We start from the raw sequence: 22,190 nt of genomic DNA, 5'->3' as shown, positions 1-22,190 counted from the left end.
ACCCCCGGCCGACCGCTAGTACTGCCCGAGTGGGCGACAAACGTTGGTGATCGGGTTCCAATACTCGCCTGGCGCGCACGCCAACGGCGCGGTCGCCACGGGCCCCCGGCACACGTTGTCTATCGGATCCCACCACTGTCCGTTCGGACAGTTGATGGGTTGAGCCCCACCGGATGCCGCCGTGGCGATCGAGAACGCGGCTATCGGGGCGGCAGCGGTGGCGAGGACCATCGCACGAGAAATGATCTTGCTCATGCGTCGAGCTTGCCCGAATTTGCGCCGTCGCAAACAGGTCTTTCTTCACTTGACGGGTTGATCGCCCTCACCAGGTGCGTGCGATCAACCCGTTAAGCCGGGAGCCGCCCGCCTCAGGGCAACACGACGTCGAGCCGCTCCCAGCCACGAACCGTCGACGTCGGCGCCAGACGCGCCGTCTCGGTGTCGATGTCCCACTCCGGCCACCGGTTGAGCAGTTCGTCGAGCGCGACCCGCCCCTCCAGCCGGGCGAGGTTGGCGCCCAGGCAGTAGTGCACCCCTTTGCCGAACGTGATATGGCTGATGTTGTCGCGGTGGATGTCGAACGTGTCCGGATTGTCGTAGCGGCGCGGATCCCGGTTGGCCGCCCCGAACATCAGGAGTATCGCACTGCCCGCCGGCACGGTCTGCCCGTGCGCCTCGAAATCCCTTGTGACCAAACGTGCCACGTTGTGACCGGTCGGCTCGTATCGCAACGTCTCGTCGACCACACGCTGCAGCAGCGACCGGTCCTGCACCACTTCGCGGCGCTGATCGGGGTGCTCGGCGAGGACTTTGGCCAGCCACCCGATGAGTCGGCCCGTGGTCTCGTTGCCGGCGCCCGCGACGACCTGCGTGTAATGCAGCACCTCCTTGCGGGTGAGCTTGCGCGTCACGCCGTTCTCGTCGGTGAACTCGACGTTGAGAAGGGCGGTCATCAAGTCGTCGGAGGGGTTCTTCGCGCGCCAGTCAACGTATTCGGCGTAGATGCTGCCGTCGGCGATCTTGTCCGCGCGTACCACCTTCATGGGTGAGCCGGGCTTGGTGCGCAGGCTCGCGTCGTTGGCGTCGCGCACCGACACCTGCTCGGATTCGGGGATGCCGAGCAACATGCCGATGACGCGCATGGGCATCATCGACGCGAGTTCGGCGATGATGTCGAAGCGATCGGAGCCGACCAGCGGGTTGAGGCAGTTGACGCAGTACTGGCGGATCTGGTCCTCGAGCGCGGCCATTCGGCGCGGGGTGAACACCCGCGACATCAAGCCGCGAAGCATCGTGTGAACCGGCGGATCCTCCATCATCATCACGCCTTTGGGCATCTCGAACTCCGACTGGATGAGTTCGAGGATGTCTCCCCGGCTGTTGGAGAACGTCTGCCAGTCCAGCAGCGCGCGCTCGACGTCATCGTGGCGGGACAACGCCCAGAAGTCGTAGGGCTCGTTGTAGTAGAGCGGGGCTTCCTCGCGCAGGCGGGCATACGTCGGATACGGGTCCGCGACGATGTCCACCCGGTACGGGTCGTAGTAAACGGCGCTGCCGTGGGCCTGCTCGTCAACAGCGGTCATCGGTTCTCCCTACTTCAGGAGGCTGCCGGCGTCGACGGGCAGAGTCACGCCGGTGATGTAGCGGGCTTCGTCGGACGCGAGGAACAGCACGGCGTTGCTGATGTCGACCGGCTCCACCCAGGGGATCGGAAGGTAGTGGAACGACTGGCAGATCGGCGCGAGGTCATCGGGTCCCGGATTCTGAAGGTCCGGACGAAACAGCCGGTATGTCGGTTCGTTCATCAACAGCGGCGTGCACACATGGGTCGGGTGCACGCTGTTGACCCGGATCGAGTGGGCTCCGAGTTCGACGGCGAAGGTGCGCATCAGCCCGACGACACCGTGCTTCGCGGCGATGTAGTGGCCCACCTGCGGGTAGGCCTTGGTGCCGCCGACCGAGCTGGTGAGGATGATCGAGCCGCCGCGGCCGCCGGCGAGAAGATGTGGAACCGCCGCTTTGACGGTCTTCCATACGCCGCCGAGGTTGACATCGATCGTCTCGTCGAAGCGGTCCTCGTCCATCTTGTGCAGCTTCACGCCGGTGGTGCCGATACCCGCGTTGGCCACGACGATGTCGAGGCCGCCCAGCTGTTCCACGCCGTTGTCGACGGCGGACTTCAGCGCCTCGAAGTCGCGGACGTCCACTTCGGCCGTGACGACGCGGCGGTCGAGGTTCTTGACCATGTCGGCGGTCTCGGCGAGGTCCTCGGGTGTGGCCGCCGGTGCGGTCGAGTCCGCGAAACCGCGGCAGATGTCGACCGCGATGATGTCGGCGCCCTCCTGCGCCAACCGCACCGCGTGGCTGCGCCCCTGGCCCCGTGCCGCACCGGTGACGAACGCGACCTTGTCTGCTACCCGACCCGCCATCGCCGCAGCTCCCCTCACTTGTTGGGCGATCGCCCAACATCTAGGCTGGCGCCATGTCTAGCAGCCCCGTCGTCGAGCGGTCAAGGGGTGGTCGGGAGTCGGCCGCGCGCTCGGCTCTGATCGAGGCGACGGCCCAGGTCATGCTCGACGAGGGGTACGCCGCAGCCACGTCCAGGAGGGTGGCCGCCCGGGCCGGGGTGAAGCCCGCCCTGGTGCACTACTACTTCCCGAGCATGGACGACCTGTTCCTTGCCGTGCTGCGCGAAGGCGCCGAGGCGAACCTGTCCCGTCAGCGGGAAGCGGCCGGTGCCGACGAACCCCTGCACGCGCTGTGGCGCCTCAACAGCACCCACGGGGCGCGGCTGTTCATGGAGTTCATGGCCCTGGCGAACCATCGCAAGGCCATCCGCAGTGAGATTGCGGCCTACGCCGAGCGGTTCGGAGGCGTCGAAGAAAGCGTCGTGGCCGCGGCGATGACGGCGCACGGCGCAGACGTCGAGGCATTCCCGCCCGTAGTCATGTCTATGATCATCACCAGCTTGGCCCGCATCATCCTTCTCGAACGGGGGCTGGGCATAACCCGAGGTCATGCCGAGGCGCAAGCGTTCATCGGACGCTACCTGGACCGCTTCGAAATCAAGTGATCGTGAGCTGGCCCACACTGCGAACGCACGGGTGACCAGCAGCACTCCGACTTGAGTTAACCTAGGGCCAAATGAGAACTTATACGGGCTAAGTTACGCAGAGACGCATGCACAACGACGAATAAGACTTGAGGGCGGATATGGGTTGCATCGGGCGGGCGCAGTAATGCTCCGGAGGGCGAGAAAGGTCTGGCTGCCCATCGTCATCATCGTCGTGGTGGCCATCGCGGGTTTCACGGTCAGCCGCATCCGGACCTTCTTCGGCGCAGAAGGCATCATCGTCACCCCCCGGGTGTTCGCCGAGGACCCCGAACCGTTCGACCCCAAGGTCATCAAGTACGAGATCTTCGGTACCGGCTCGTATGCGGATATCAACTATCTGGACCTCGACGCCCGGCCGCAACGGATCGACGGCGCGTCGCTGCCCTGGACGCTGACGCTGCAGACCACGGCGCCGTCGGCCGCGCCCAACATCGTCGCCCAGGGAGACGGCCAGACCATCACCTGCCGAATCACCGTCGATGACGAAATCAAGGACGAAAGAACCTCCACCGGCGTGAACGCCCAAACCTTCTGCTTTGTGAAATCCGCATGACCTCACCGACGAACGAGGCCCCGACGGACGCCTTCCCTCCCCTTCGGCGCGCCAAGCGCCCCTTCATCGCACGGACGATCCGCACCTTCGCGGTCCCGATCATCCTGGTTTGGGTCGCGCTGATCGCGCTGCTCAATGTGACTGTGCCGCAACTGGAAACAGTCGGCCAGGAGCGCGCCGTCTCGATGAGCCCGGATTTCGCGCCGTCGATGATCGCGATGAAGCGCGTCGGCCACGTCTTCCAGGAGTACGACTCCGACAGCTCGGCGATGATCGTGCTCGAGGGCGAGCAGCCCCTCGGTGAGGACACCCGCGCCTTCTACGGCGAGATGGTCGCCAAGCTCGAAGCCGACAAGAAGCACGTCCAGAGCGTTCAGGACTTCTGGAGCGATCCACTCACCGCCTCCGGCGCGCAGAGCAGCGACGGTAAAGCCGCCTACGTGCAGGTGTACCTGTCCGGCAACCAGGGCGAGGCGCTGGCCAACGAATCGGTCGAGGCGGTCCAGGACCTGGTCGCGGGCATGCAGCCACCGCCCGGCGTGAAGGTCTACGTGACCGGACCCGCCGCCCTTGCCGCCGACCAACACATCGCCAGCGACCGCAGCATGCGGGTCATCGAGGCCCTCACGTTCACGGTGATCATCACGATGCTGCTGCTGGTGTACCGGTCGATCGTCACCGTCCTTCTGACATTGGTGATGGTCGTCCTGCAGTTGACCGCGGCCCGCGGCGTGGTGGCGTTCCTCGGCTACCACGAGATCATCGGGCTGTCCCCGTTCGCGACCAACTTGTTGGTGACGTTGGCGATCGCCGCGGGAACCGACTACGCGATCTTCCTCACCGGCCGCTATCAGGAGGCGCGCGGAGCCGGAGAAGACCGAGAAACCGCGTACTACACGATGTTCCACGGCACGGCGCACGTGGTGTTGGGCTCCGGTCTGACGATTGCGGGCGCGCTGTTCTGCTTGAGTTTCACCCGGCTGCCGTACTTCCAGACGATGGGCGTGCCGCTGGCGGTCGGCATGGTGACCTCGGTGGTGGCGTCGCTGACGTTGGGTCCGGCGATCATCAGCCTCGCCAGCCGGTTCGGCAAGGTGCTCGAACCCAGGCGGGCGATGCGGGTACGGGGCTGGCGCAAGGTTGGCGCGGCCGTCGTGCGGTGGCCCGGACCGATCCTGGTCGCGACGGTGGCCCTGTCGCTGGTGGGCCTCCTGGCGCTGCCGGGGTACCGGACCAACTACAACGACCGCAACTACCTGCCCGCCGACCTGCCGGCCAACGAGGGATACGCCGCCGCGGACAGGCACTTCTCGCCGGCGCGGATGAACCCCGAGTTGCTAATGATCGAGAGCGACCACGACCTGCGCAACTCCGCCGATTTCCTGGTCATCGACAAGATCGCCAAGCAGATCTTCCGCGTGCCCGGGATCTCCCGCGTGCAGGCCATCACCCGTCCCGACGGTAAGCCCATCGAGCACACGTCGATCCCGTTCCAGATCAGCATGCAGGGCACCACCCAGCAGATGAACCAGAAGTACCTGCAGGACCGGATGGCCGACATGCTGGTGCAGGCCGACGAGATGTCCAAGACCATCGCGAACATGGAGCGGATGTCCAAGCTCACCGAGGAGATGGCCGCGACCACGCACAGCATGGTCACGAAGATGAAGGACATGACGGTCGACGTGGCCGAGTTGCGCGACAACATCGCCAACTTCGACGACTTCTTCCGGCCGATCCGCAGCTACTTCTACTGGGAACCGCACTGCTTCAACATCCCGATCTGCTGGGCGTTCCGATCGGTCTTCGACACCCTCGATGGCATCAACACGATGACAGACGACATCCAGGCCCTGCTGCCCGATATGGAGCGGCTGGATCAGCTGATGCCGCAGATGGTCACGCTGATGCCGCCGATGATTGAAACGATGAAGACGATGCGGACGATGATGCTGACGATGTACTCGTCGCAAAAGGGTCTGCAGGACCAGATGGCAGCCATGCAGGAGAACTCGACTGCCATGGGTGATGCCTTCGATGCGTCGATGAACGACGACTCCTTCTACCTGCCGCCGGAGGTCTTCGACAACGAAGAGTTCAAGAAGGGCATGGAGAACTTCATCTCCCCGGACGGCAAGTCGGTGCGCTTCATCATCGCCCACGACGGTGACCCGATGACCCCCGAGGGCATCGCGCGCATCGACGCGATCAAGCAGGCGGCCAAGGAGGCCATCAAAGGCACGCCGCTGGAGGGCTCCACGATCTATCTGGCCGGCACCGCCGCGGTCTACAAGGACATGTCGGACGGCAACAGCTATGACCTGATGATCGCGGCCATCCTCGCGCTCGCACTGATCTTCACGATCATGCTCATCCTGACCCGCGCAGTCGTCGCCGCCGCGGTGATCGTCGGCACGGTCGTGATCTCGCTCGGCGCGTCGTTCGGTCTGTCGATCCTGATCTGGCAGCACATCCTGGGCATCGAGCTGCACTGGATGGTGATGGCGATGGCGATCATCATCCTGTTGGCGGTCGGCGCCGACTACAACCTGCTCCTGGTCTCCCGGTTGAAAGAAGAACTACACGCCGGAATCAAGACCGGGATCATCCGGGCGATGGGCGGCAGCGGTTCGGTCGTGACCTCGGCCGGGTTGGTGTTCGCCTTCACGATGATGTCGATGGCCGTCAGCGAATTGACAGTCATCGGACAGGTCGGAACGACCATCGGACTCGGCCTGTTGTTCGATACTCTTGTCATCCGGGCATTCATGACGCCGTCCATCGCGGCGCTCATGGGTAAGTGGTTCTGGTGGCCACAGCGGGTGCGAGAACGTCCAGTGCCTGTACCGTGGCCGAAACCGAGGGAACTGACGCCGTCAGGGGGGGAAGGAGCACAGTCATGAAACGACTGATCAGTGGGGTTGCTGCCGCAGCGGCGGCGCTGGTGCTGGCCGCACCCGCCCAAGCGCAGGACATCGACACCGACTTCAGCAACGAGTTGCACACATACGGCATCTACGGGCAGAAGGACTACAACGCCTGGATCGGCAAGATCACCTGCAAGCGGATACGCAAGGGGGTCGACCGCGATGCGTTCGCCTCGGCACAGTTCGTCCAGAAGCAGCTGGCGCGGGGCCAGAACAGCACCGACCAGTCGTGGAAGTTCCTGGCCGGAGCGCTGCGCTTCTACTGCCCCGATCTGCTTCCGACCCTCGACCAAGCCCGTAACCGGCAGAGCTAGGAGTCCGAAAGTGTTCCGTAAAGCCACCATTGCGCTGGCCTCCTTCGGCTGCGCGGCGATGATCTTCCCGGCCACCGCGGCCGCCGACGCCACCGACGACTACCCGATCCCGAACCGGATCATGAGGACCCCCTGCACGGTCGACCAGTACATGGCCGCCGTTCGCGATGAGGACCCGTTCTACTTCGAGCGCTACATGATCGACTACCGGAACCGGCCCGCGGACGTGCAAAAGGGTGCCCGCGACCGGATCTACTGGTTCTTCTCGCTGGACTACGCGGGCCGCCGGCAGTACGCGGAGAACACCGCGACCAACGTGTTCTACGAGCAGATGGCCACCCGGTGGGGTAACTGGGCCAAGCTGTTCTTCAACAACAAGGGTGTCGTCGCGCATGCGACCGACGTGTGCATGAACTACCCGCCGAGCCAGCCTGAGATCTGGAACTGGACCACGACGCCGTAGCCGCCCGGCTCAGGGCAGCCCGCCGAACAGCGGGCTCAGCGCCAGCTGGACGGGGTCGGGAGCCGGCACGAAGGCCGGCGGCGGCGCCACCGGGTTTTGCGGAGCGGGCTGCGGGGACGCGGGTTCTGCCTGCGCGATAGCCACGGCTGCAGGCGGCTCCTGAACGGCTTCAACCTGCGGCTCCACCGTTTCGGTGACCTGCTGCGCCGCGACCTCCGGCGCGACGGCGGTCCCCTCTGCGACGTCGCTCGTCGACGGTAGCGGGGTCGACATGGCCGGTGCCGCCACCGGTTTGGCGATCACCTCCTTGACCACGATCGGGACGACGGGCCGCGACGGCACGGCGTGCACGCTCATCGACGGGCCGACGTCCGTCACCGCGGCAGCGGGTTCCACAGCCGACGTTTCTGCCGACGGGTCGGCCCTGGCTTCCGGCGAGTCCCAGCGGGCGAGCTCCGGGCCGAAGGCGAACAGGGCGATCACGCCCGCCCCGAGCAACATCGCAGCCCGGCCGTGCGGACTCAATCGCCGACGCGAACGCAGCTGCCTTGACTCCCCCGCTGGTGGGGGCGGCGCCGCGACGCTGATTGCCGGGCCCGACAGTGCGGCGCCGCGGGCGAGTGCGAGTTGGACGTCGTCGGATGAGACGACCGGGACACCGAGGGCCTGCTCCAAGGGCCCGGATATCAGCTCCAGGTCCCCGCGGGCGCCGATCAGGTAGAGCCGCCGCGGTTGCATCTCCTCGTCGTCGAAGAAGCCGGTGAGCCACCGGGCCAGGCCGTCCGCGCTTTCGCGCATGTGCGTCATCGCGGTACGGACATTGCCACCCAGCACCGACACCACCGTGACGGCAGAGGACTCCACCACGCACACCGCGCACCCGTCGATTTCGTCGTCGGGCCCGGTCTCCCGGGTCCAGGTTCGAGCGGCATCCGCCATCCGTACCGTGGTTACCCTTGCAAATCCCATGTCGAGCAACGACTTTCGGAGCAGTTCGGCCTTCGCGCCGACATCGGCGCTCCATGTCATGTAGACCGTGTCCACCCGATGGCCACTGGCCGAGGCGATCGCCCGCGCGCCCCGCACCGCTGCTTGGTGGGTGGAGATGTCCCCGTCGGTCGCCACGTCGGCGACGACGGCGAAGTGGTCGTGGTCCACCGTCTTGGCATCGGCATCCTGGCCTTCGAGCAGGACCCACGCGATACCGGTCGATGTCATCGACAGCCCGAGCACCGTGTCCACGCCGCCTCCCTTCCCGCCTGGATCCCGCCGCAGCTTCACTGTTCAGCCGGGATCAGCGAAGCGAGCATAAGTTGCTTCGCGGTGCGCGGCATCTCGAAAGCTGCGCGAGCGACTGGCGACCGGCCCGTCGGACTACCTTTGCCCGCCGCCGGCTCTGTTAACCGCTCATTAGCCGTGTCCGCCGTGGTGTCACATCCGCGACCCGCGCGGCGAAATACCCGTATGAGCGCATTCACCAGTCGCGCGGCACTTCTTCCCGCCGCGGTCATGTTGTCCGCACTGATCGGTGTGCCCGCTGCCGAGGCCGCCCCGTGTCCAGAGGTCGAGATCGTCTTCGCGCGCGGGACCACCGAGCCGCCGGGAGTGGGCGGCATCGGACAAGCCTTCGTCGACACCGTGCGGTCGAGGTTGGGTGACCGGTCCGTCGGTGTGTACGCCGTCGACTACCCCGCCACTCGCGACTTTGCGGTGAGCACCCGCGCAGGCGCAGAGGACACCCGCGCCCACGTGCAATCGATGGCCGCAGGCTGCCCCGCGACAAGGATGGTGCTCGGTGGCTACTCCCAGGGTGCCGCGGTGATGGATGTCGCCACCGCGGAGATGCCCCCGACGGTCGCTCCGCACGTCGCCGCTGTCGCCCTGTTCGGCGGGCCGCGCAGCAGCTTTGCCGATCGGCTGTCACCCGGGCCGCTGCCGTCTGTGGGGCCCAACTACGCGGCCAAGACGATCGACCTGTGTGTGCCGAACGACCCGATCTGTTTCGAAGGGGGACGCGACATGGGCGCACACGTCGCCTATGTCCAGGCCGGATTGGTTAACCAAGCTGCGGAGTTCGCTGCGGGGCGGATCTGACTACCGGTCCCAGGCTCTTATCTGGTAGGAACTAAGGCGGTCCTAACACTCTAGGGAGGAGCTCCGCCGAGGTGAATTCCTGGTGAGCGCTCCCACCGCGCCGTCAACCGAACACGCCGCGCACTCCGAACGGTTTCAACTCGCCAAGTGGATCCGGCGGCTGGCCCTTCCCATCATCGTCGGCTGGATCGCGCTGATCGCGCTGCTCAACGTGACCGTGCCGCAGCTCGAGGTCGTCGGCCAGATGCGCTCGGTGTCGATGAGCCCGGCGGAGGCCCCGTCGGTGATCGCGATGCAACGCGTCGGCCACGTTTTCGAAGAGTTCAAATCCGACAGCTCGGCGATGATCGTCCTCGAAGGCGAGCAGCCCTTGGGCGACGACGCACGCCGGTACTACGACGAACTCGTCGACCGGCTCGAAGCCGACAACAAGCACGTCGAGCACGTCCAGGACTTCTGGGGCGACCCGCTGACGGAGGCCGCGGCCGTCAGCGCCGACGGCAAGGCCGTCTACGTCCAGGCCTACCTGGCCGGCAACATGGGCGAGGCCCTGTCCAACGAGTCCGTCGAAGCCGTCAAGAGCATCGTCGACAGCATTCCCCCTCCCCAGGGGGTGAAGGTCTTCGTCACCGGCGGGTCGGCCCTGGTCGCCGACCAGCAGATCGCCAGCGACCGCAGCATTCGCATCATCGAATACGCGACATTCGCGGTCATCATCACGATGCTGTTGCTGGTCTACCGGTCGATCGGGACCATGCTCATCACGCTGGTGATGGTGTTCCTGGCGCTGGCGGCCACGCGCGGAGTGGTGGCTTTCCTCGGGTACCACGACCTGATCGGCCTGTCGACATTCGCGACGAACCTACTCGTGACGCTGGCGATCGCGGCGTCCACCGACTACGCGATCTTCCTCATCGGGCGATACCAGGAAGCCCGCACGCTCGGTCAGGACCGAGAAACGGCGTTTCACACCATGTTCCGCGGCACGGCCCATGTGGTGTTGGGCTCGGGTATGACGATCGCGGGCGCCACCTTCTGCCTGTCGTTCACCCGCCTGCCGTACTTCCAGTCGCTGGGTGTGCCGCTGGCGGTGGGAATGACCACCGCGGTGTTGGTGGCGCTGACTCTCGGACCGGCGATCATCACGATCGCGACCCGTTTCGGCCTGCTGGAACCCAAGCGCGCCATGCGTATCCGCGGTTGGCGCAAGATCGGCGCCGCGATCGTCCGCTGGCCCGGGCCGGTGTTGCTGGCGACCGTCGCGTTGTCACTGGTCGGGTTGTTGACGTTGCCCGGGTATCAACCCAACTACAACGACCGCCTGTATCTGCCGGCCGATCTGCCGGCCAACCAGGGCTTCGCCGCTGCCGAACGGCACTTTTCCCCGGCCACCATGAATCCCGAGTTGCTGCTCATCGAGACCGATCACGACCTGCGCAACTCGGCCGACTTCCTGGTGATCGACAAGATCGCCAAGGCGGTCTTTCGGGTGCCGGGCATCTCGCGGGTCCAGACCATCACCCGCCCCAACGGTAAACCGATCGAATTCAGCACCATCCCAGCGCAAATGAGCCTCGGCGGCGTCGGCCAGGACTTGAACCGCAAGTACACCCAGGACCGCATGGCCGACATGCTCGTGCAGGCCGATGAGATGCAGAAGACCATCGACACCATGACGCGGATGATGGCGTTGATGGGCGAGATGAACGCGACCACCCACAGCATGGTGGAGAAGACCAAGACGATGGCCGCCGACACCGCCGAATTGCGGGATTACATCGCCAATCTCGACGACTTCATGCGCCCGATCCGGAACTACTTCTACTGGGAACCGCACTGTTTCAACATCCCGGTCTGCTCGACGATACGGTCGATCTTCGACGTCATCGACGGCACGAACAAGCTGACCGACAATGTCCAGGACCTGGTTCCGGACCTGGAGCGTCTCGATGCGCTGATGCCGCAGCTGCTGGCGCTGATGCCCGAGCAGATCGAGTCGATGCGCACGATGCGCACGATGATGCTGACGATGCACGCCTCGCAAGGGGGCCTGCAGGATCAGCAGGCCGCCATGAGCGAGAACCAGTCGGCGATGGGCGACGCCTTCAACGACTCGTGGAACGACGACACGTTCTATCTGCCGCCTGAGATCTTCGACAACGAGGAATTCAGGCGCGGCATGGAGAACTTCATCTCGCCCAACGGTCGTGCCGTGCGGATGATCGTCCAGCACGAGGGTGACCCGCTAAGCGCCGACGGCATCGAACGAATCGATGCGATCAAGCAGGCCGCGAAGGAAGCCATCAAAGGCACGCCCCTGGAAGGGTCGACGATCTACGTCGGCGGGACCGCCGCGGCGTTCAAGGACATGCAGGAAGGCAACAACTACGACCTGATGATCGCGGGCATCCTCGCGCTGGCGCTGATCTTCACGATCATGCTGATCATCACGCGCAGCGTCATCGCGGCCGCGGTGATCGTGGGCACCGTCGTGTTGTCCCTCGGTGCGTCCTTCGGCTTGTCGATCCTGGTGTGGCAGCACATTCTCGGCATCGAACTGCAGTTCATGGTCATGGCCATGGCGGTGATCATCCTGTTGGCGGTCGGCGCGGACTACAACCTGCTGTTGGTCGCGCGGTTGAAGGAGGAACTGCCCGCAGGCATCAACACCGGGATCATCCGGGCCATGGGCGGCAGCGGGTCGGTCGTGACAGCGGCGGGTCTGGTGTTCGCGTTCACGATGATGTCGATGATGGTCAGCGAACTGACCGTGGTGGCGCAGATGGGCACGACGATCGGCATGGGACTGCTCTTCGACACACTGGTGATCCGCGCGTTCATGACGCCTTCGATCGCCGCGCTGCTCGGCCGATGGTTCTGGTGGCCCCAGCAGGTCAGGCCTCGGCCGAAGCCCGTGCCATGGCCCGCGCCGAAGCAGTCGACGCCGTAAAGCAACCCAGCATCGTCCACCCGAAGGCCCCGGTGAGCCCGTTCTTGGCCAGCAGCACCAGCGCCACGCCGGCCAGCACGATCAGCACACCGGCGACGAGCGACCGTGCACCGGTGGCGCCGACCGGCGCGTCCCACCACGGCAGGCGGCGATGCTCCAGCGGCGAGAGCAGCCGGAACAGAGCGAACATCACGACGGCGAACACCGCGGCGCGAAGAGCGAGCAGTGCCCAAAAGTACGGTGCGTCAACGTCATACGCGTCGAGGCCGACGGCGTGCAGTGAGAACGCGGCGATGGCGATGGCCACGATGTGCCACAGGTACAGCGTCATCGCTCCCCGATTGCCGACCGCGACGACGTACCAGACCCGTGGCCGCTGAGCCCACCGCTGGATCGCCCCCGCGCACGCGATGAACGCTGCGGACACCCACGTGCAGTGCAACGCGAGAAGCAGGGTGGGCGGCGAGACGTTCGACAGCTGCTCGGTTCCGGTGACGACGAGCGAGACCTCGTAGGGCCCGACCATCGCCAAGACCGTCTGTGCGAGGAGCGCACCGGCCGCCACCGCGAGCGCGACACGCGGGCCGATCAACCGTCGCGCATATCCGACGCCCAGCACGACCGGGATGAGCCAGACGATGACGAAGTTCGCGACTCCGGCCATCGGAGCACCGACCGAAAGCCGGATGGTGTCGACGACCGCGGTGGCGGCCAGCAGGCCGGCCACCACCACCGCGACGTCGCGGCCCGTCGTCAGCCGCGTCAGGGCGGGGACGAACGCGAGCACGACCAGGTACACGCCCAAAAACCACAACAGCGCGACGGACTCGCGGCCGAGGTCCGCGGCGGAGTCCGGGCCGAGGGTCAGTCGCACCGCGAGAAGTCCGACCGTCCAGGCCGCCAGGTACCAGAAGACCGGCCGGCACAATCGCTGCGCACGGGCGACCAGCCAGGTCCCCCACGACTTGCCCGCGTGCCAGCCGTATGCCCCCGCGGCGCCTCCGGCGAGGAAGAACAGGGGCATGACCTGCACGATCCACGTCGCCGGGGCGAGAGCGGGGATCTCTCCGAGGATGTTGCCGATCCGCACCCCGCCGGAGTCGATGGTGGCCAGCAGCAGCGCGCAGTGGCCGAACATGACCACGATGAGCGCGGCCAGACGGGCGACGTCGACGGCGCGGTCGCGGGTCGGCGGGGTGTCGGCGGCCAGTTCGTCGGCGCCGGACAGGGGCTTGGTGAGCGGCATGAGTTCAGGATGCCCCGGCCGGCCGCGGCTCGGCTTGAGTAGTACTACGTGACGCGGGCGCCCCGAACAACGCGCAGTAGGCGCGTTCGCGGTCTGTCAGAGCAGGCGAGGTGATCGCGCCGAACGCCGCGGCATCACGGGCGAACCGCGCAGGCGCATCCTCCAACGCGTCGGGACCCTCGAGGCGGAAGCAGCTCGGGGCCAGCGGGCCGAACAACAGGGCGCGGTGAAGCTCGGGCCAGTTCTGGATCGCCGGTTCGACGCCTGCGGCCCGAGCGAAGGTCAACGCCACGAGATTCATCCGGGTCTTCTGAGGCAGGCCACGGCGCAACCGGTACACCTCGATCGCACTTCGTTGGCCGGCAGCACTCGGAGCCGGGATCGTGCCGCCCCACGCGTAGGCGATCCAGCGGGCCTGCAACTCCAGCGGCACGAAGTACCCGCCGGACTGATCCCACATCCCCATGAACGCCAAGCCGGGCAGGTCGGGATGGAAGGTGTGGCGATCGGTGTCGAGGTGGACGTTGTCTGTATCGAGGACTGCGTGGATCTCGTTGTGCAGGAACGGCATCGAGAGACCGAAACCGGTGCCGAGCAGGATGCCGTCGAACTGCTCGGCATGCCCGTCGGCGAACGTCACCGTCGCACCGGCCACCGACCTCATCCACGGGCGCACCTCGATCCGGCCCTCCCCCACCAGCGGTAGGTAATGCTGGCTCAGCGTGACTCCTGCGGAAACCAGTGAGGCATCGGGTGCCGGTGCACCATACTGCTGCGGCATTCCCCCGGCTTCGACGACGATCTCCTTGAGCTGACGGTCGACCTCGGCGAAAGGCAGTTGCTCGTCGGCCAGCGCCAGGTACCGGGTGAAGATTCGGTGGTCGGACGGCACACCCGCGGCGAACTTCGGCAGCACGTAGCGCTGACGGCGCTGGGTGACCACAACGCGCGCGGCCCCGCGCTGGGCCAATTCGGCGGCGATCTCCAACGCGCTGACGGCGCATCCGGCCACCAGGACACGCTTGTCGCAGTAGGGCGTCGGATCCCGATAGTCGAAGGTCGGTACCGCGCCAAGTGGACCGGTGAAGCCGTCCAACCCGTCGACAGCCGGAACGAGGGGTGACTGGAACCGCCCGGTGGCCACGACGACGCGCTCGTAGCTTTCCTCACCGCCCGCACTGCCGACCAGCCACCGGCCGTCGTCGCGGCGGATGCCGGCCACCGGCGTGAGGAACCGGATTCGTCGTGACAGGTCGAACATCTCGGCGTACCGGTGGAGGTAACGAAGGATCTCGACCGCGGGTGGAAAGACGGGACCTGCCCCGGGATCGAGGTCGCTGAACGCGGTGAGGACGCGACTTGTGTTGGTGTGCATGGTCGGCCACACGCCGCTGCGGCCTTGCTCCCCGGTCCACTGACCGCCCAAGGCGGCGCCGCGCTCGTAGATCGTCGGCTCGAATCCCTGAGCGATGAGCCAGCGTGCTGCGACGAGCCCGCCGGGGCCCGCACCGATGACCGCTACGTCACCGGCCACTTGGCTTTCCCGGCGGAAGCGTGCCGCCACAATTCGGCATGCGGCGAATGTACTGCGGATCTTCCTCCGGCCACGCCGATCGCGTACTGAATCGGCCCGCCACCGTGAGGTGACGGGCCGATTGTGGGGAGGGGTTTCAGGGCAGCCGGGTGAGCACCGGCAGCTTGCCGGCGGGCAACGCCGGGCGCACGTTGACTGGATTGCGCTGAGGCGCAGTGGTGATCACGATCTTGCCGCCGCGGCAGGAGACGATCTTGCCGTCGACGAAGACGTCCTGCCCATCGTCGATCGGGATGTCGTAACCGTCGGCGTCGGTGTAGGTGCATCCGCCGCTGCCGGGCGTGGGCTCATTGTCGACGGCGAAAGCGGTCGCCGGGGCGAAGACGAAGACGGCCAAGGCGCCGACGAGCGTGGCGGCGTACTGGAGTCGGGTCCGTCGAGCGTGTGTGGTGGTCATGTCGGGTCCTCTCGGGGGTGGTGCGGGGTGTTGAGAGAAATGATTGCGAGTCGGCGGGGGGCTCCGTAATCGCCGCGAGGTCAGATTCCGTCCGTGTGTGGGGAGGTTTTTCTATCTCCGCGGTAAGGCCGGGGGATCAACTGCTTGCGAAAGAAGCTAACGCGTGCCGCCTGCGTCGTGAGTTGCGTGACAGCGAATCTGGGTGGGTATACGAGGCCAAACTGTTCACTTGCGAGAGGCGGCAATGATGGCAGAGCCCGAGTCCGGTCAGTGGAATGTTGCGGCCAAGGAGAACAGGGTCTACATCGAACGCACCAATGACGATGGCGAGGTGTTGTTCGGGGATTCTCTCGAGCCGCACGAAGCGCGCCAGCTGGCACGGGCGCTGACGAAATTCGCAGACAAACTCGACGACTCCCCCCGATCCGGCGACGAGGACGAGTCTGACGACTCGGATGACGATGACGACGGCTCGGATGACGATGACGACGACTCCGATGATGACGAGGGCTCCGACGACGAGGGCTCTGACGACGACGACGACGACAAAAAGTCCGACTGAGGTTGCCCGACGGTTGGCGAATCCCGCTCTCGCGCAACGGGTGCGGTGCGTTCCCCCAGGCTGTGTCGTTCTCCGGTCGCGCTCCGGCGCTGCATGCGACGCATCAATCGTTATCAGAAGCAGCGCCCATCGTTATCAGAAACGCCGTGATACTTCGTACGGTCGGCGGCCGCCCTGCTGCACCATTGCTCCACGAGCGGCGTTGTTGGGGACATCGCCGCGCGTTGATCGGTTGGAGACGGCTGCCGTGGGGAGGAACACATGCGCCAACCAGTGACGGCATTCGGTGCCACGATGGTCTGTCTTCTGGTCGCCGGGTGTGCCAGCTCGGTCGGCAATGCGGTCACGACCACGCCCACCCGTACGTTGATTCCGCGCCCTCTCGTGGAGCGCGAGTTAGATGAACTGCTGCTCAATCCCGCTGAGTTGAACGCCGCGATGGGCTCGCAGACCCTGGAGGTCACCAGCGCTCAGAGTTCGATGTCGGACAACAGCGCGACGATGGAACCGCAGGAATGCCTCGGCATCGACGGGGCGGCGGAGGCTCCGGTCTACGCTGACAGCGGGTTCCAAGCGTCGCGGGACCAGAGCCTCAACGACGGCGACAAGTTCGCGCACTATGTGAAGCAGGCCGTCGTGCTGTATCCGCTCGTGAAGCAGGCGCAAGGCTTTCTCGACGCGTCCGCGCAGCAGTGGCCGGCCTGCCACGACTACACCCATCTGCAGAGCGGGACGAAGTGGACGGTCGGGCCGATCACCCACGCCGACGACGTGCTGAGCACCGTCGCCACCCTGCAGGAGGCCGCTGCGCCGGGGTGGGCCTGCGGGCATGCCGTCGCGCTGGAGAACAACGTCATCATCGACGTGAACACGTGCAGCGCCAATCCGGGCGACTCAGCCGTGCGGATCGCCAAACAGATCGCGGAGAAGGTGGCCGCTCGCTGGTGAGCGCGTCTCGGGTTAGGTGGCCGTCCGCTTCTCTTCGGGCAGTCGGCAACCGGTGAAGCCGGAGATCACCAGGTTGCCCTTGTAGGCGACCTTGACAGACAGGCCCGCCGGCCCGGTGAACCACACGTCGTGATGTCCCGGGCTGTCCTGCATGACCTGTTCATCGGTGGCGCCGAGCCGTGCCGCCGACTGCCGCGCGGTTTCCAGAACCGCCGCCCACTGGGTGTCCGAGAGCTGGGCCGAGGCGACGGCATCGGGCAGGAACAGACGCTTGCCATCGGTGTTCGCGAACGGTCCCTCGCAATTACCCCGGGTCTCACCGTGCAGGGACTGCCAGCTGAGGCCGGCTTGCTGCGCGGACGCGGTCGCCTTGATCTCGTCGATGACGGCCACTATCTGAGCCTGGGTTTCCTCCAGGGACGGCAACGCGTTGAGTTGGTCGCGCGCCTCGACGGACGAGGTCGGCGAGGGGGCGGGATCTCGGTCTGACACGTCGCATCCTGTCGCTAGTAGTAGAAGGCCTGTCGTCACCACGCTGATGCCAGCGCCCAAGGATCGGTGCATCTCGTCCGCCTCACTTCTGCCGGATGGCGTCGTCTTGTAGGCCCGCGACCACCGCGGCGATGTTGTAGTTGGTCGTGCGTGGCATCCCGTCGTCGCCGAACCGGGGGTACTCGCTGTGGCCTTGTGCCGCACCGAGGCTGAACGTCCCGCCGCTGCCGTCGGGGACGCTCACCGCACCGGTTTCGAGGTGTGTGAAGTTCGGATTGGCGGCCGGGTCCGGACCGAACTGCCCGGCCCCGGTGAGTTCCATTGTCCGAAGCGTTGATTCGGCGAGGGTCTCGAACGGCTCGGGTAGAAGCGGCGTGGCCGCGTGCAGCCAGGGCGCGTCGAAGACATGCCGAATGGGGTCGTCCGGCGCCTGCATGGTGAAGACGTGGCCGTCGGGGAGCTGCAGCTCACCGGGAGTTGTCGCCATGATGCCTGGCGAACCGTAGAAGATCGCATCGGTCACGCCGTGGTCGCCGGGCTCTTGCAGAGCGAGTCCGGTGGTCAACGACCCATACGAGTGGCCGATCGCGGTGAGTTGGGCCGGCACGCCCTCGTGGCTGGCGGTGAGGCCGTCGTAGAAACCGGCGAGATCCCTGGCACCGGCCTGTGCGAGCTGGCCGTGGCTGACGTCCCAGGCGCCGGTCAGCGATGCGCCCGTGTCGTCGAATCCGGGGATCTGCGGGGTGTCGTACCCGATCCAGGCGATCGTCGACACCGAATCGAGTTCGTGACCCGGTGACAGGCTGAGCTGTCGGTAGGTTTCGCGTTGGAGGTTGACCGCCTCTTCGGTCATGCCCACCAGGCTGTCGCGCACGGTCGTGTTGAGCCCGGGGGCGGTCACCGCGACCTTGTCGGCGGTATCCGGGTCGCCGATGGCTACCGCGGCGTGAACCATCTCGCCGGACTTGGTGTCGAGCAGGAGTAGTTTGCGGCCGGGTTCCTCGATCGCCCGGTCGACGGCGGCCAGATCCGGGAGCGCGTCGGCGCCGGCTCGCGCCGCGTCGTACCGGCGTTGCCACGCTTCGTATCTCAGCCGTTCGTCGAAGATCGCGCCCGGTTTGTTCGGTGGCGGGATGTTCTGTCCAGCTGCCCAGTCGGGGTGTTCGTTGCGCAGTGTGTCCGCGGTGGTCTGCGCCGACTGGGCCTGCTTCAGCTCATCGGCGAGCGCCAGTCGGTTGAAGTAGTCGCGGTCGACAGCGGGCATCCCGTCGCGGTTGCCGATCGTGTGGTCGCGCCGATACAGCAGGTCCTTCTGCTCGGGGGTGAGCCGCTGCCAGAAGTCGTGGAACTGCTCCGGATCGTCCGGCAAGGGTGTAGACAGCGGATCGGGAATCGGAGGCTGGTCGGCCGGTGCTTCACCGGCGGTGGTGATGGCGCGGGCCAGGTCGGAGTCGGCCGTTTCGGCCGCGGTCAGCAACTCGGTGACCCGGACTTCGAGGTCGGCTTGCTGTAGTGCGTAGATCGGGTCGCCGACCATGTCCGGATGCAGTGGCGTCACCTCGCCGGTGGACGTATCGATCGCGAAACCGAGGCGTTGCGCATCGTCTTTGAGTCGTTGCAGGCCGGCCTTGATCCGCTCGATCTCGTCGGCGGCCTCTCCGGTGGCCGACGACAGGCGCGCCATCTCCAGGCCGTGGCCGGCGAGATACGCCGAGAGCTTGTCGAGCGAGGCTCGAGCCGCATCGCCGCCAGATCCCTGCCAGGTGCCGACCATGGGCAACTTGGTCAAACCGGATCGGACCTCCTCGGCGCTCGCGCCACGCTTGGCCAGCGCCGATGACACTTCTCGTACCGCGCCCGCATCCCATCGTTCGACGTCGGCGAGGGTCAGCGTCATCAGAGTTGGTCGTTGAGCGCCGCCGCGCCCTCCGCATCGCGGATCTGATACTCGGAGGCGGCCGATCGGAACGCTGCGCCGTGCGCGGCGATGTCGTCCGCCATCGTTTCGGTGGCCTCGTGCCACTCCGCGAACTTCGCCTGCAGAGCCGATGCCGAGGCGCCGACCCAGCCCACTTGAGCCCCCTCGATCGCGCTGTTGGCAGCGCTGTGCGCGGCAAGCAGGTCCGAATGATGCATGTCCATGTGATCAGCGGACATGTGGAGATCGATCGGATCGACCTCGAGATCCTTCGGCATCGCACCCTCCGTTGCCGAGCCGCCAGCGGCGGTCTGTGTGAACGCAACCCTTCATCAAGGGTAAGTACGCGCGAGGCTGGCTCAGGCAGGAGGTTCGGTGTGGTCCCGCTGGGCGACACTGGCCTTAGATCACGACGCGCGAATGCTTCCGCTTGAGGGGGCATCACCCCAGGTCACAGTGTGATTCGAAAGTCGGGCTGACAGGATTTGAACCTGCGACCACTTGACCCCCAGTCAAGTGCGCTACCAAACTGCGCCACAGCCCGCGGTGCCGCCGGGATCGCCGGCAGCAGGTCGAAATGCTACCGCAGGCGCGCCCTGCAATCCCAACCGCCACCCGGCGCGATCTCGCCGAGAGCGGGTCCGCTCACCTGCCGACCGCGACGCTTGCCGCCTCGTCGGCGGCAGGCACCGGCTCCACCGACCGCCGGTACCGCCAAGCCACGTAAAGCGCTGCGGCCCAGCCGATCACGATCAGCGTGTAGACGCCTGTCGACCACGGCCATTCAATACCGAAGTAGTGCACCAGCTTCTGGCTGTTGGTCAACACGATGACACCGCCGACCGCGGTTCCCAGTAGGGCGGGGCGGATCCGGCTGACGAGCCAGGCCGCGAACGGGGCGGCGATCACCCCACCCACCGCGAGACCGAGTACCACCGGCAGGTTCTCGACGAACTCCTCGCGCAGCCCCACACCGAAACCGACCGACGCCGACGCCGCCACCAGGAACTCCGAGGCGCTGACCGACCCGATCACCGTGCGCGGCGCCGTCTTCCCGCGGGACAGCAGCGTGCTCGTGGTCACCGGACCCCAGCCGCCGCCTCCGGACGCGTCGATGAATCCGCCGAACAATCCGAGCGGGCTGAGGAACTTCGCCGTATGCGGCGTCTCGCCGTGCCGCAGCACCGGAGGGTTGCGCAGCGAGAACCGCAGCAACACGTAAACCCCGATGGCCACCAGGATCGCCGCCATCAGCGGCGCGGCATGCTCGGTCGATAGCGACGACAGCACGGTCGCACCCGCGAATGCGCCGATCGCACCGGGCACGCCCAGCTTCAGCACGATCGACCAGTCGAGGTTCTTGAACCGCCAGTGCGACAGACCCGAAGCCAGCGTCGTGCCGACCTCGGCCAGGTGCACCGCGGCGCTCGCTTGGGCGGCTCCGAGGCCACTGAGCACCAGCAGCGTCGAGGCGGTCACGCCGAACGCCATGCCCAGCGCGCCATCCACCAGCTGCGCTCCGACACCGACGAGCGCGAAGATCAGAAGCGAACGCACAGGTTCGACTGCTTTCGGAAGTGGTCAGCGCGGCGGGGCGGCCGACCGGACGGACAGGTGGGCGCGGATCAGATGCGCGCGCGACACCACTCGTCGAAGGCGATGACCCGGCGCGACGGCCAGAACGGCTCCAGCGCGCAAAGGGCAGACGGCGCGGTGTGGAACTGGCGTTCGGCCACCCGTCTCCCCTTTCCTGGTCAGCGGTTTCCGTAACCATACCCAAGCCGTCTAGACGCTCAGCAATCGATACAACCCGATCATTCCCACGATGACGATCACGGCGCGCAACGCGTTCGGCGACAGCCGCCGTCCATAGTGGGCGCCGAGGAAGCCGCCGACCAACGAACCGGCCGCGATCAGGCCCGCCGCCACCCAGCTGATCCGCTCGAACGCGACCATTGTGTATGCCACCGCCGCGACCACGTTGACCACCAACGACAGCAAGTTCTTGGCGGCGTTCATCCGCTGCATGTCCTCGGGCAGCAACGCACCCATCGCGGCCATCAGCATGATCCCCTGCGCGGCGGTGAAGTACCCGCCGTAGACCCCGATCGCGAAGGTTGCGAACACCACCGCGGCCATCCGCGTACGTGACACATGCTCTGCGGACTGCCCGGCCGCCTCGGCGCGCGCCCGCGCATAGGACTGGATCCGCGGACCGATCACCACCAACACCAGCGCGGCGATCAGCAGCACGGGCACGACCCGATCGAACACCGTCTCCGGCAGGTGCAACAGCAGCCACGCACCCAGCCCCGCTCCTACGAACGAGGCGGGGAGCTGCCACCGCAGTCGATCCCACTGTCCGCGCAGTTCGCGGCGATAGCCCCAGGTACCTGAGACACTCCCGGCCACCAGCCCGATCGCATTCGACATCGTGGCCGTCACGGGAGGAAACCCGAGCGTCACCAGCGTCGGGAACGTGATCAGCGTGCCGGAGCCGACGAGCGTGTTGATTGCACCCGCTCCCAGGCCCGCCAACGCGATGAGAACCATGTCGACGACGGGCACTTGGGCAAGGCTAATCGTCGATTTGTGGAGCGGCAGCGGCGCCTACCGC

The 22,190-nt window shown here is 66.3% G+C and carries 21 protein-coding genes and 1 tRNA gene; 9 read left to right on the top strand and 13 right to left on the bottom strand.

The features are described 5' to 3' along the window. Nucleotides 1-15 precede the first annotated feature (15 nt). From RMCN_RS02325 to RMCN_RS02315, 3 genes are all read right to left on the bottom strand, one after another. Complete coding sequence (locus tag RMCN_RS02325) at nucleotides 16-255, bottom strand: hypothetical protein (protein WP_084377041.1); 240 nt, start codon at nucleotides 253-255, stop codon at nucleotides 16-18. Nucleotides 256-368: 113 nt separating this feature from the next. Further along, nucleotides 369-1,583 (bottom strand): cytochrome P450, encoded by a 1,215-nt coding sequence (locus tag RMCN_RS02320; protein ID WP_067386982.1) that lies wholly within the window; start codon nucleotides 1,581-1,583, stop codon nucleotides 369-371. A gap of 9 nt (nucleotides 1,584-1,592) precedes the next feature. Beyond that, nucleotides 1,593-2,429, bottom strand: coding sequence for a mycofactocin-coupled SDR family oxidoreductase (locus RMCN_RS02315; RefSeq protein WP_067386980.1), 837 nt, complete (start codon nucleotides 2,427-2,429; stop codon nucleotides 1,593-1,595). Nucleotides 2,430-2,482: 53 nt separating this feature from the next. Here RMCN_RS02315 and RMCN_RS02310 point away from each other — a divergent pair, with 53 nt between their 5' ends. The 5 genes from RMCN_RS02310 to RMCN_RS02290 all read left to right on the top strand — a co-directional run bounded on the left by RMCN_RS02310 (nucleotide 2,483) and on the right by RMCN_RS02290 (nucleotide 7,372). Next, the gene (locus RMCN_RS02310; RefSeq protein WP_084377039.1) at nucleotides 2,483-3,073 is read left to right on the top strand and encodes a TetR/AcrR family transcriptional regulator; all 591 of its coding nucleotides are present in this window, start codon (nucleotides 2,483-2,485) and stop codon (nucleotides 3,071-3,073) included. 166 nt (nucleotides 3,074-3,239) lie between these two features. After that, nucleotides 3,240-3,668, top strand: coding sequence for an MmpS family transport accessory protein (locus tag RMCN_RS02305; RefSeq protein WP_067386978.1), 429 nt, complete (start codon nucleotides 3,240-3,242; stop codon nucleotides 3,666-3,668). After that, nucleotides 3,665-6,571 (top strand): MMPL/RND family transporter, encoded by a 2,907-nt coding sequence (locus RMCN_RS02300; protein ID WP_064414472.1) that lies wholly within the window; start codon nucleotides 3,665-3,667, stop codon nucleotides 6,569-6,571. Before RMCN_RS02305 ends, RMCN_RS02300 begins: the two co-directional genes overlap by 4 nt. Continuing rightward, entirely contained in the window at nucleotides 6,568-6,909 is a 342-nt protein-coding gene (locus RMCN_RS02295; RefSeq protein ID WP_064414471.1) for a DUF732 domain-containing protein, read from the top strand. Before RMCN_RS02300 ends, RMCN_RS02295 begins: the two co-directional genes overlap by 4 nt. A gap of 10 nt (nucleotides 6,910-6,919) precedes the next feature. Further along, a complete protein-coding gene (locus tag RMCN_RS02290; RefSeq protein ID WP_407937604.1) occupies nucleotides 6,920-7,372 on the top strand; it encodes a DUF5078 domain-containing protein in 453 nt (150 codons plus the stop codon). Between the two features lie 9 nt (nucleotides 7,373-7,381). Here the strand turns inward: RMCN_RS02290 and RMCN_RS02285 are convergent, their stop codons facing one another. Then, the gene (locus RMCN_RS02285) at nucleotides 7,382-8,614 is read right to left on the bottom strand and encodes a DUF7159 family protein (protein WP_067386976.1); all 1,233 of its coding nucleotides are present in this window, start codon (nucleotides 8,612-8,614) and stop codon (nucleotides 7,382-7,384) included. 222 nt (nucleotides 8,615-8,836) lie between these two features. Between RMCN_RS02285 and RMCN_RS02280 the strand changes: the two genes are divergently transcribed. Further along, nucleotides 8,837-9,466 (top strand): cutinase family protein, encoded by a 630-nt coding sequence (locus RMCN_RS02280; RefSeq protein WP_067386973.1) that lies wholly within the window; start codon nucleotides 8,837-8,839, stop codon nucleotides 9,464-9,466. An 82-nt stretch (nucleotides 9,467-9,548) separates the two neighbouring features. Then, the gene (locus RMCN_RS02275) at nucleotides 9,549-12,416 is read left to right on the top strand and encodes an MMPL/RND family transporter (RefSeq protein WP_067386971.1); all 2,868 of its coding nucleotides are present in this window, start codon (nucleotides 9,549-9,551) and stop codon (nucleotides 12,414-12,416) included. Here RMCN_RS02275 and RMCN_RS02270 read toward each other — a convergent pair. From RMCN_RS02270 to RMCN_RS02260, 3 genes are all read right to left on the bottom strand, one after another. Further along, nucleotides 12,361-13,662 carry an acyltransferase family protein gene (locus RMCN_RS02270; protein WP_067386969.1) on the bottom strand — a complete coding sequence of 434 codons (1,302 nt, stop codon included), beginning with the start codon at nucleotides 13,660-13,662 and terminating at the stop codon, nucleotides 12,361-12,363. The genes RMCN_RS02275 and RMCN_RS02270 overlap by 56 nt on opposite strands. Before the next feature lie 4 nt (nucleotides 13,663-13,666). Continuing rightward, a complete protein-coding gene (locus tag RMCN_RS02265; RefSeq protein ID WP_084377037.1) occupies nucleotides 13,667-15,196 on the bottom strand; it encodes a flavin-containing monooxygenase in 1,530 nt (509 codons plus the stop codon). 136 nt (nucleotides 15,197-15,332) lie between these two features. After that, the gene (locus RMCN_RS02260; protein ID WP_064414466.1) at nucleotides 15,333-15,653 is read right to left on the bottom strand and encodes a hypothetical protein; all 321 of its coding nucleotides are present in this window, start codon (nucleotides 15,651-15,653) and stop codon (nucleotides 15,333-15,335) included. Between the two features lie 247 nt (nucleotides 15,654-15,900). Between RMCN_RS02260 and RMCN_RS30940 the strand changes: the two genes are divergently transcribed. Both RMCN_RS30940 and RMCN_RS02250 read left to right on the top strand, forming a co-directional pair. Continuing rightward, a complete protein-coding gene (locus RMCN_RS30940; RefSeq protein WP_067386998.1) occupies nucleotides 15,901-16,215 on the top strand; it encodes a hypothetical protein in 315 nt (104 codons plus the stop codon). Nucleotides 16,216-16,476: 261 nt separating this feature from the next. After that, nucleotides 16,477-17,163 carry a sensor domain-containing protein gene (locus tag RMCN_RS02250; RefSeq protein ID WP_067386967.1) on the top strand — a complete coding sequence of 229 codons (687 nt, stop codon included), beginning with the start codon at nucleotides 16,477-16,479 and terminating at the stop codon, nucleotides 17,161-17,163. Between the two features lie 12 nt (nucleotides 17,164-17,175). Here the strand turns inward: RMCN_RS02250 and RMCN_RS02245 are convergent, their stop codons facing one another. From RMCN_RS02245 to RMCN_RS02215, 6 genes are all read right to left on the bottom strand, one after another. Further along, the gene (locus tag RMCN_RS02245) at nucleotides 17,176-17,655 is read right to left on the bottom strand and encodes an LppA family lipoprotein (RefSeq protein ID WP_067386965.1); all 480 of its coding nucleotides are present in this window, start codon (nucleotides 17,653-17,655) and stop codon (nucleotides 17,176-17,178) included. A gap of 82 nt (nucleotides 17,656-17,737) precedes the next feature. Then, on the bottom strand, nucleotides 17,738-19,552 hold the full coding sequence (locus tag RMCN_RS02240) for an alpha/beta hydrolase (RefSeq protein WP_064414463.1): 1,815 nt from the start codon (nucleotides 19,550-19,552) through the stop codon (nucleotides 17,738-17,740). Then, the gene (locus RMCN_RS02235) at nucleotides 19,552-19,851 is read right to left on the bottom strand and encodes a WXG100 family type VII secretion target (protein ID WP_064414462.1); all 300 of its coding nucleotides are present in this window, start codon (nucleotides 19,849-19,851) and stop codon (nucleotides 19,552-19,554) included. Before RMCN_RS02235 ends, RMCN_RS02240 begins: the two co-directional genes overlap by 1 nt. 192 nt (nucleotides 19,852-20,043) lie before the next feature. After that, nucleotides 20,044-20,117 (bottom strand) — tRNA-Pro (locus RMCN_RS02230). A gap of 101 nt (nucleotides 20,118-20,218) precedes the next feature. After that, nucleotides 20,219-21,130 carry a sulfite exporter TauE/SafE family protein gene (locus RMCN_RS02225; RefSeq protein WP_064414461.1) on the bottom strand — a complete coding sequence of 304 codons (912 nt, stop codon included), beginning with the start codon at nucleotides 21,128-21,130 and terminating at the stop codon, nucleotides 20,219-20,221. A gap of 228 nt (nucleotides 21,131-21,358) precedes the next feature. Continuing rightward, entirely contained in the window at nucleotides 21,359-22,126 is a 768-nt protein-coding gene (locus tag RMCN_RS02215; RefSeq protein WP_082680882.1) for a sulfite exporter TauE/SafE family protein, read from the bottom strand. Between the last annotated feature and the right edge of the window lie 64 nt (nucleotides 22,127-22,190).

The sequence above is a fragment of the Mycolicibacterium novocastrense genome (assembly GCF_001570485.1).
Lineage (GTDB): Bacteria > Actinomycetota > Actinomycetes > Mycobacteriales > Mycobacteriaceae > Mycobacterium > Mycobacterium novocastrense.
Note: the sequence above shows the minus strand (reverse complement) of the source record. Positions and strands in the feature narration are given on the sequence as shown.

Excerpts from the sequence above, each read along its gene's own strand:
- RMCN_RS02325 (WP_084377041.1), bottom strand. The coding sequence starts at position 255 with ATGAGCAAGATCATTTCTCGTGCGATGGTCCTCGCCACCGCTGCCGCC.
- RMCN_RS02320 (WP_067386982.1), bottom strand. The coding sequence starts at position 1,583 with ATGACCGCTGTTGACGAGCAGGCCCACGGCAGCGCCGTTTACTACGAC.
- RMCN_RS02315 (WP_067386980.1), bottom strand. The coding sequence starts at position 2,429 with ATGGCGGGTCGGGTAGCAGACAAGGTCGCGTTCGTCACCGGTGCGGCA.
- RMCN_RS02310 (WP_084377039.1), top strand. The coding sequence starts at position 2,483 with ATGTCTAGCAGCCCCGTCGTCGAGCGGTCAAGGGGTGGTCGGGAGTCG.
- RMCN_RS02305 (WP_067386978.1), top strand. The coding sequence starts at position 3,240 with ATGCTCCGGAGGGCGAGAAAGGTCTGGCTGCCCATCGTCATCATCGTC.
- RMCN_RS02300 (WP_064414472.1), top strand. The coding sequence starts at position 3,665 with ATGACCTCACCGACGAACGAGGCCCCGACGGACGCCTTCCCTCCCCTT.
- RMCN_RS02295 (WP_064414471.1), top strand. The coding sequence starts at position 6,568 with ATGAAACGACTGATCAGTGGGGTTGCTGCCGCAGCGGCGGCGCTGGTG.
- RMCN_RS02280 (WP_067386973.1), top strand. The coding sequence starts at position 8,837 with ATGAGCGCATTCACCAGTCGCGCGGCACTTCTTCCCGCCGCGGTCATG.
- RMCN_RS02270 (WP_067386969.1), bottom strand. The coding sequence starts at position 13,662 with ATGCCGCTCACCAAGCCCCTGTCCGGCGCCGACGAACTGGCCGCCGAC.
- RMCN_RS02260 (WP_064414466.1), bottom strand. The coding sequence starts at position 15,653 with ATGACCACCACACACGCTCGACGGACCCGACTCCAGTACGCCGCCACG.
- RMCN_RS30940 (WP_067386998.1), top strand. The coding sequence starts at position 15,901 with ATGGCAGAGCCCGAGTCCGGTCAGTGGAATGTTGCGGCCAAGGAGAAC.
- RMCN_RS02250 (WP_067386967.1), top strand. The coding sequence starts at position 16,477 with ATGCGCCAACCAGTGACGGCATTCGGTGCCACGATGGTCTGTCTTCTG.
- RMCN_RS02240 (WP_064414463.1), bottom strand. The coding sequence starts at position 19,552 with ATGACGCTGACCCTCGCCGACGTCGAACGATGGGATGCGGGCGCGGTA.
- RMCN_RS02235 (WP_064414462.1), bottom strand. The coding sequence starts at position 19,851 with ATGCCGAAGGATCTCGAGGTCGATCCGATCGATCTCCACATGTCCGCT.
- RMCN_RS02215 (WP_082680882.1), bottom strand. The coding sequence starts at position 22,126 with ATGGTTCTCATCGCGTTGGCGGGCCTGGGAGCGGGTGCAATCAACACG.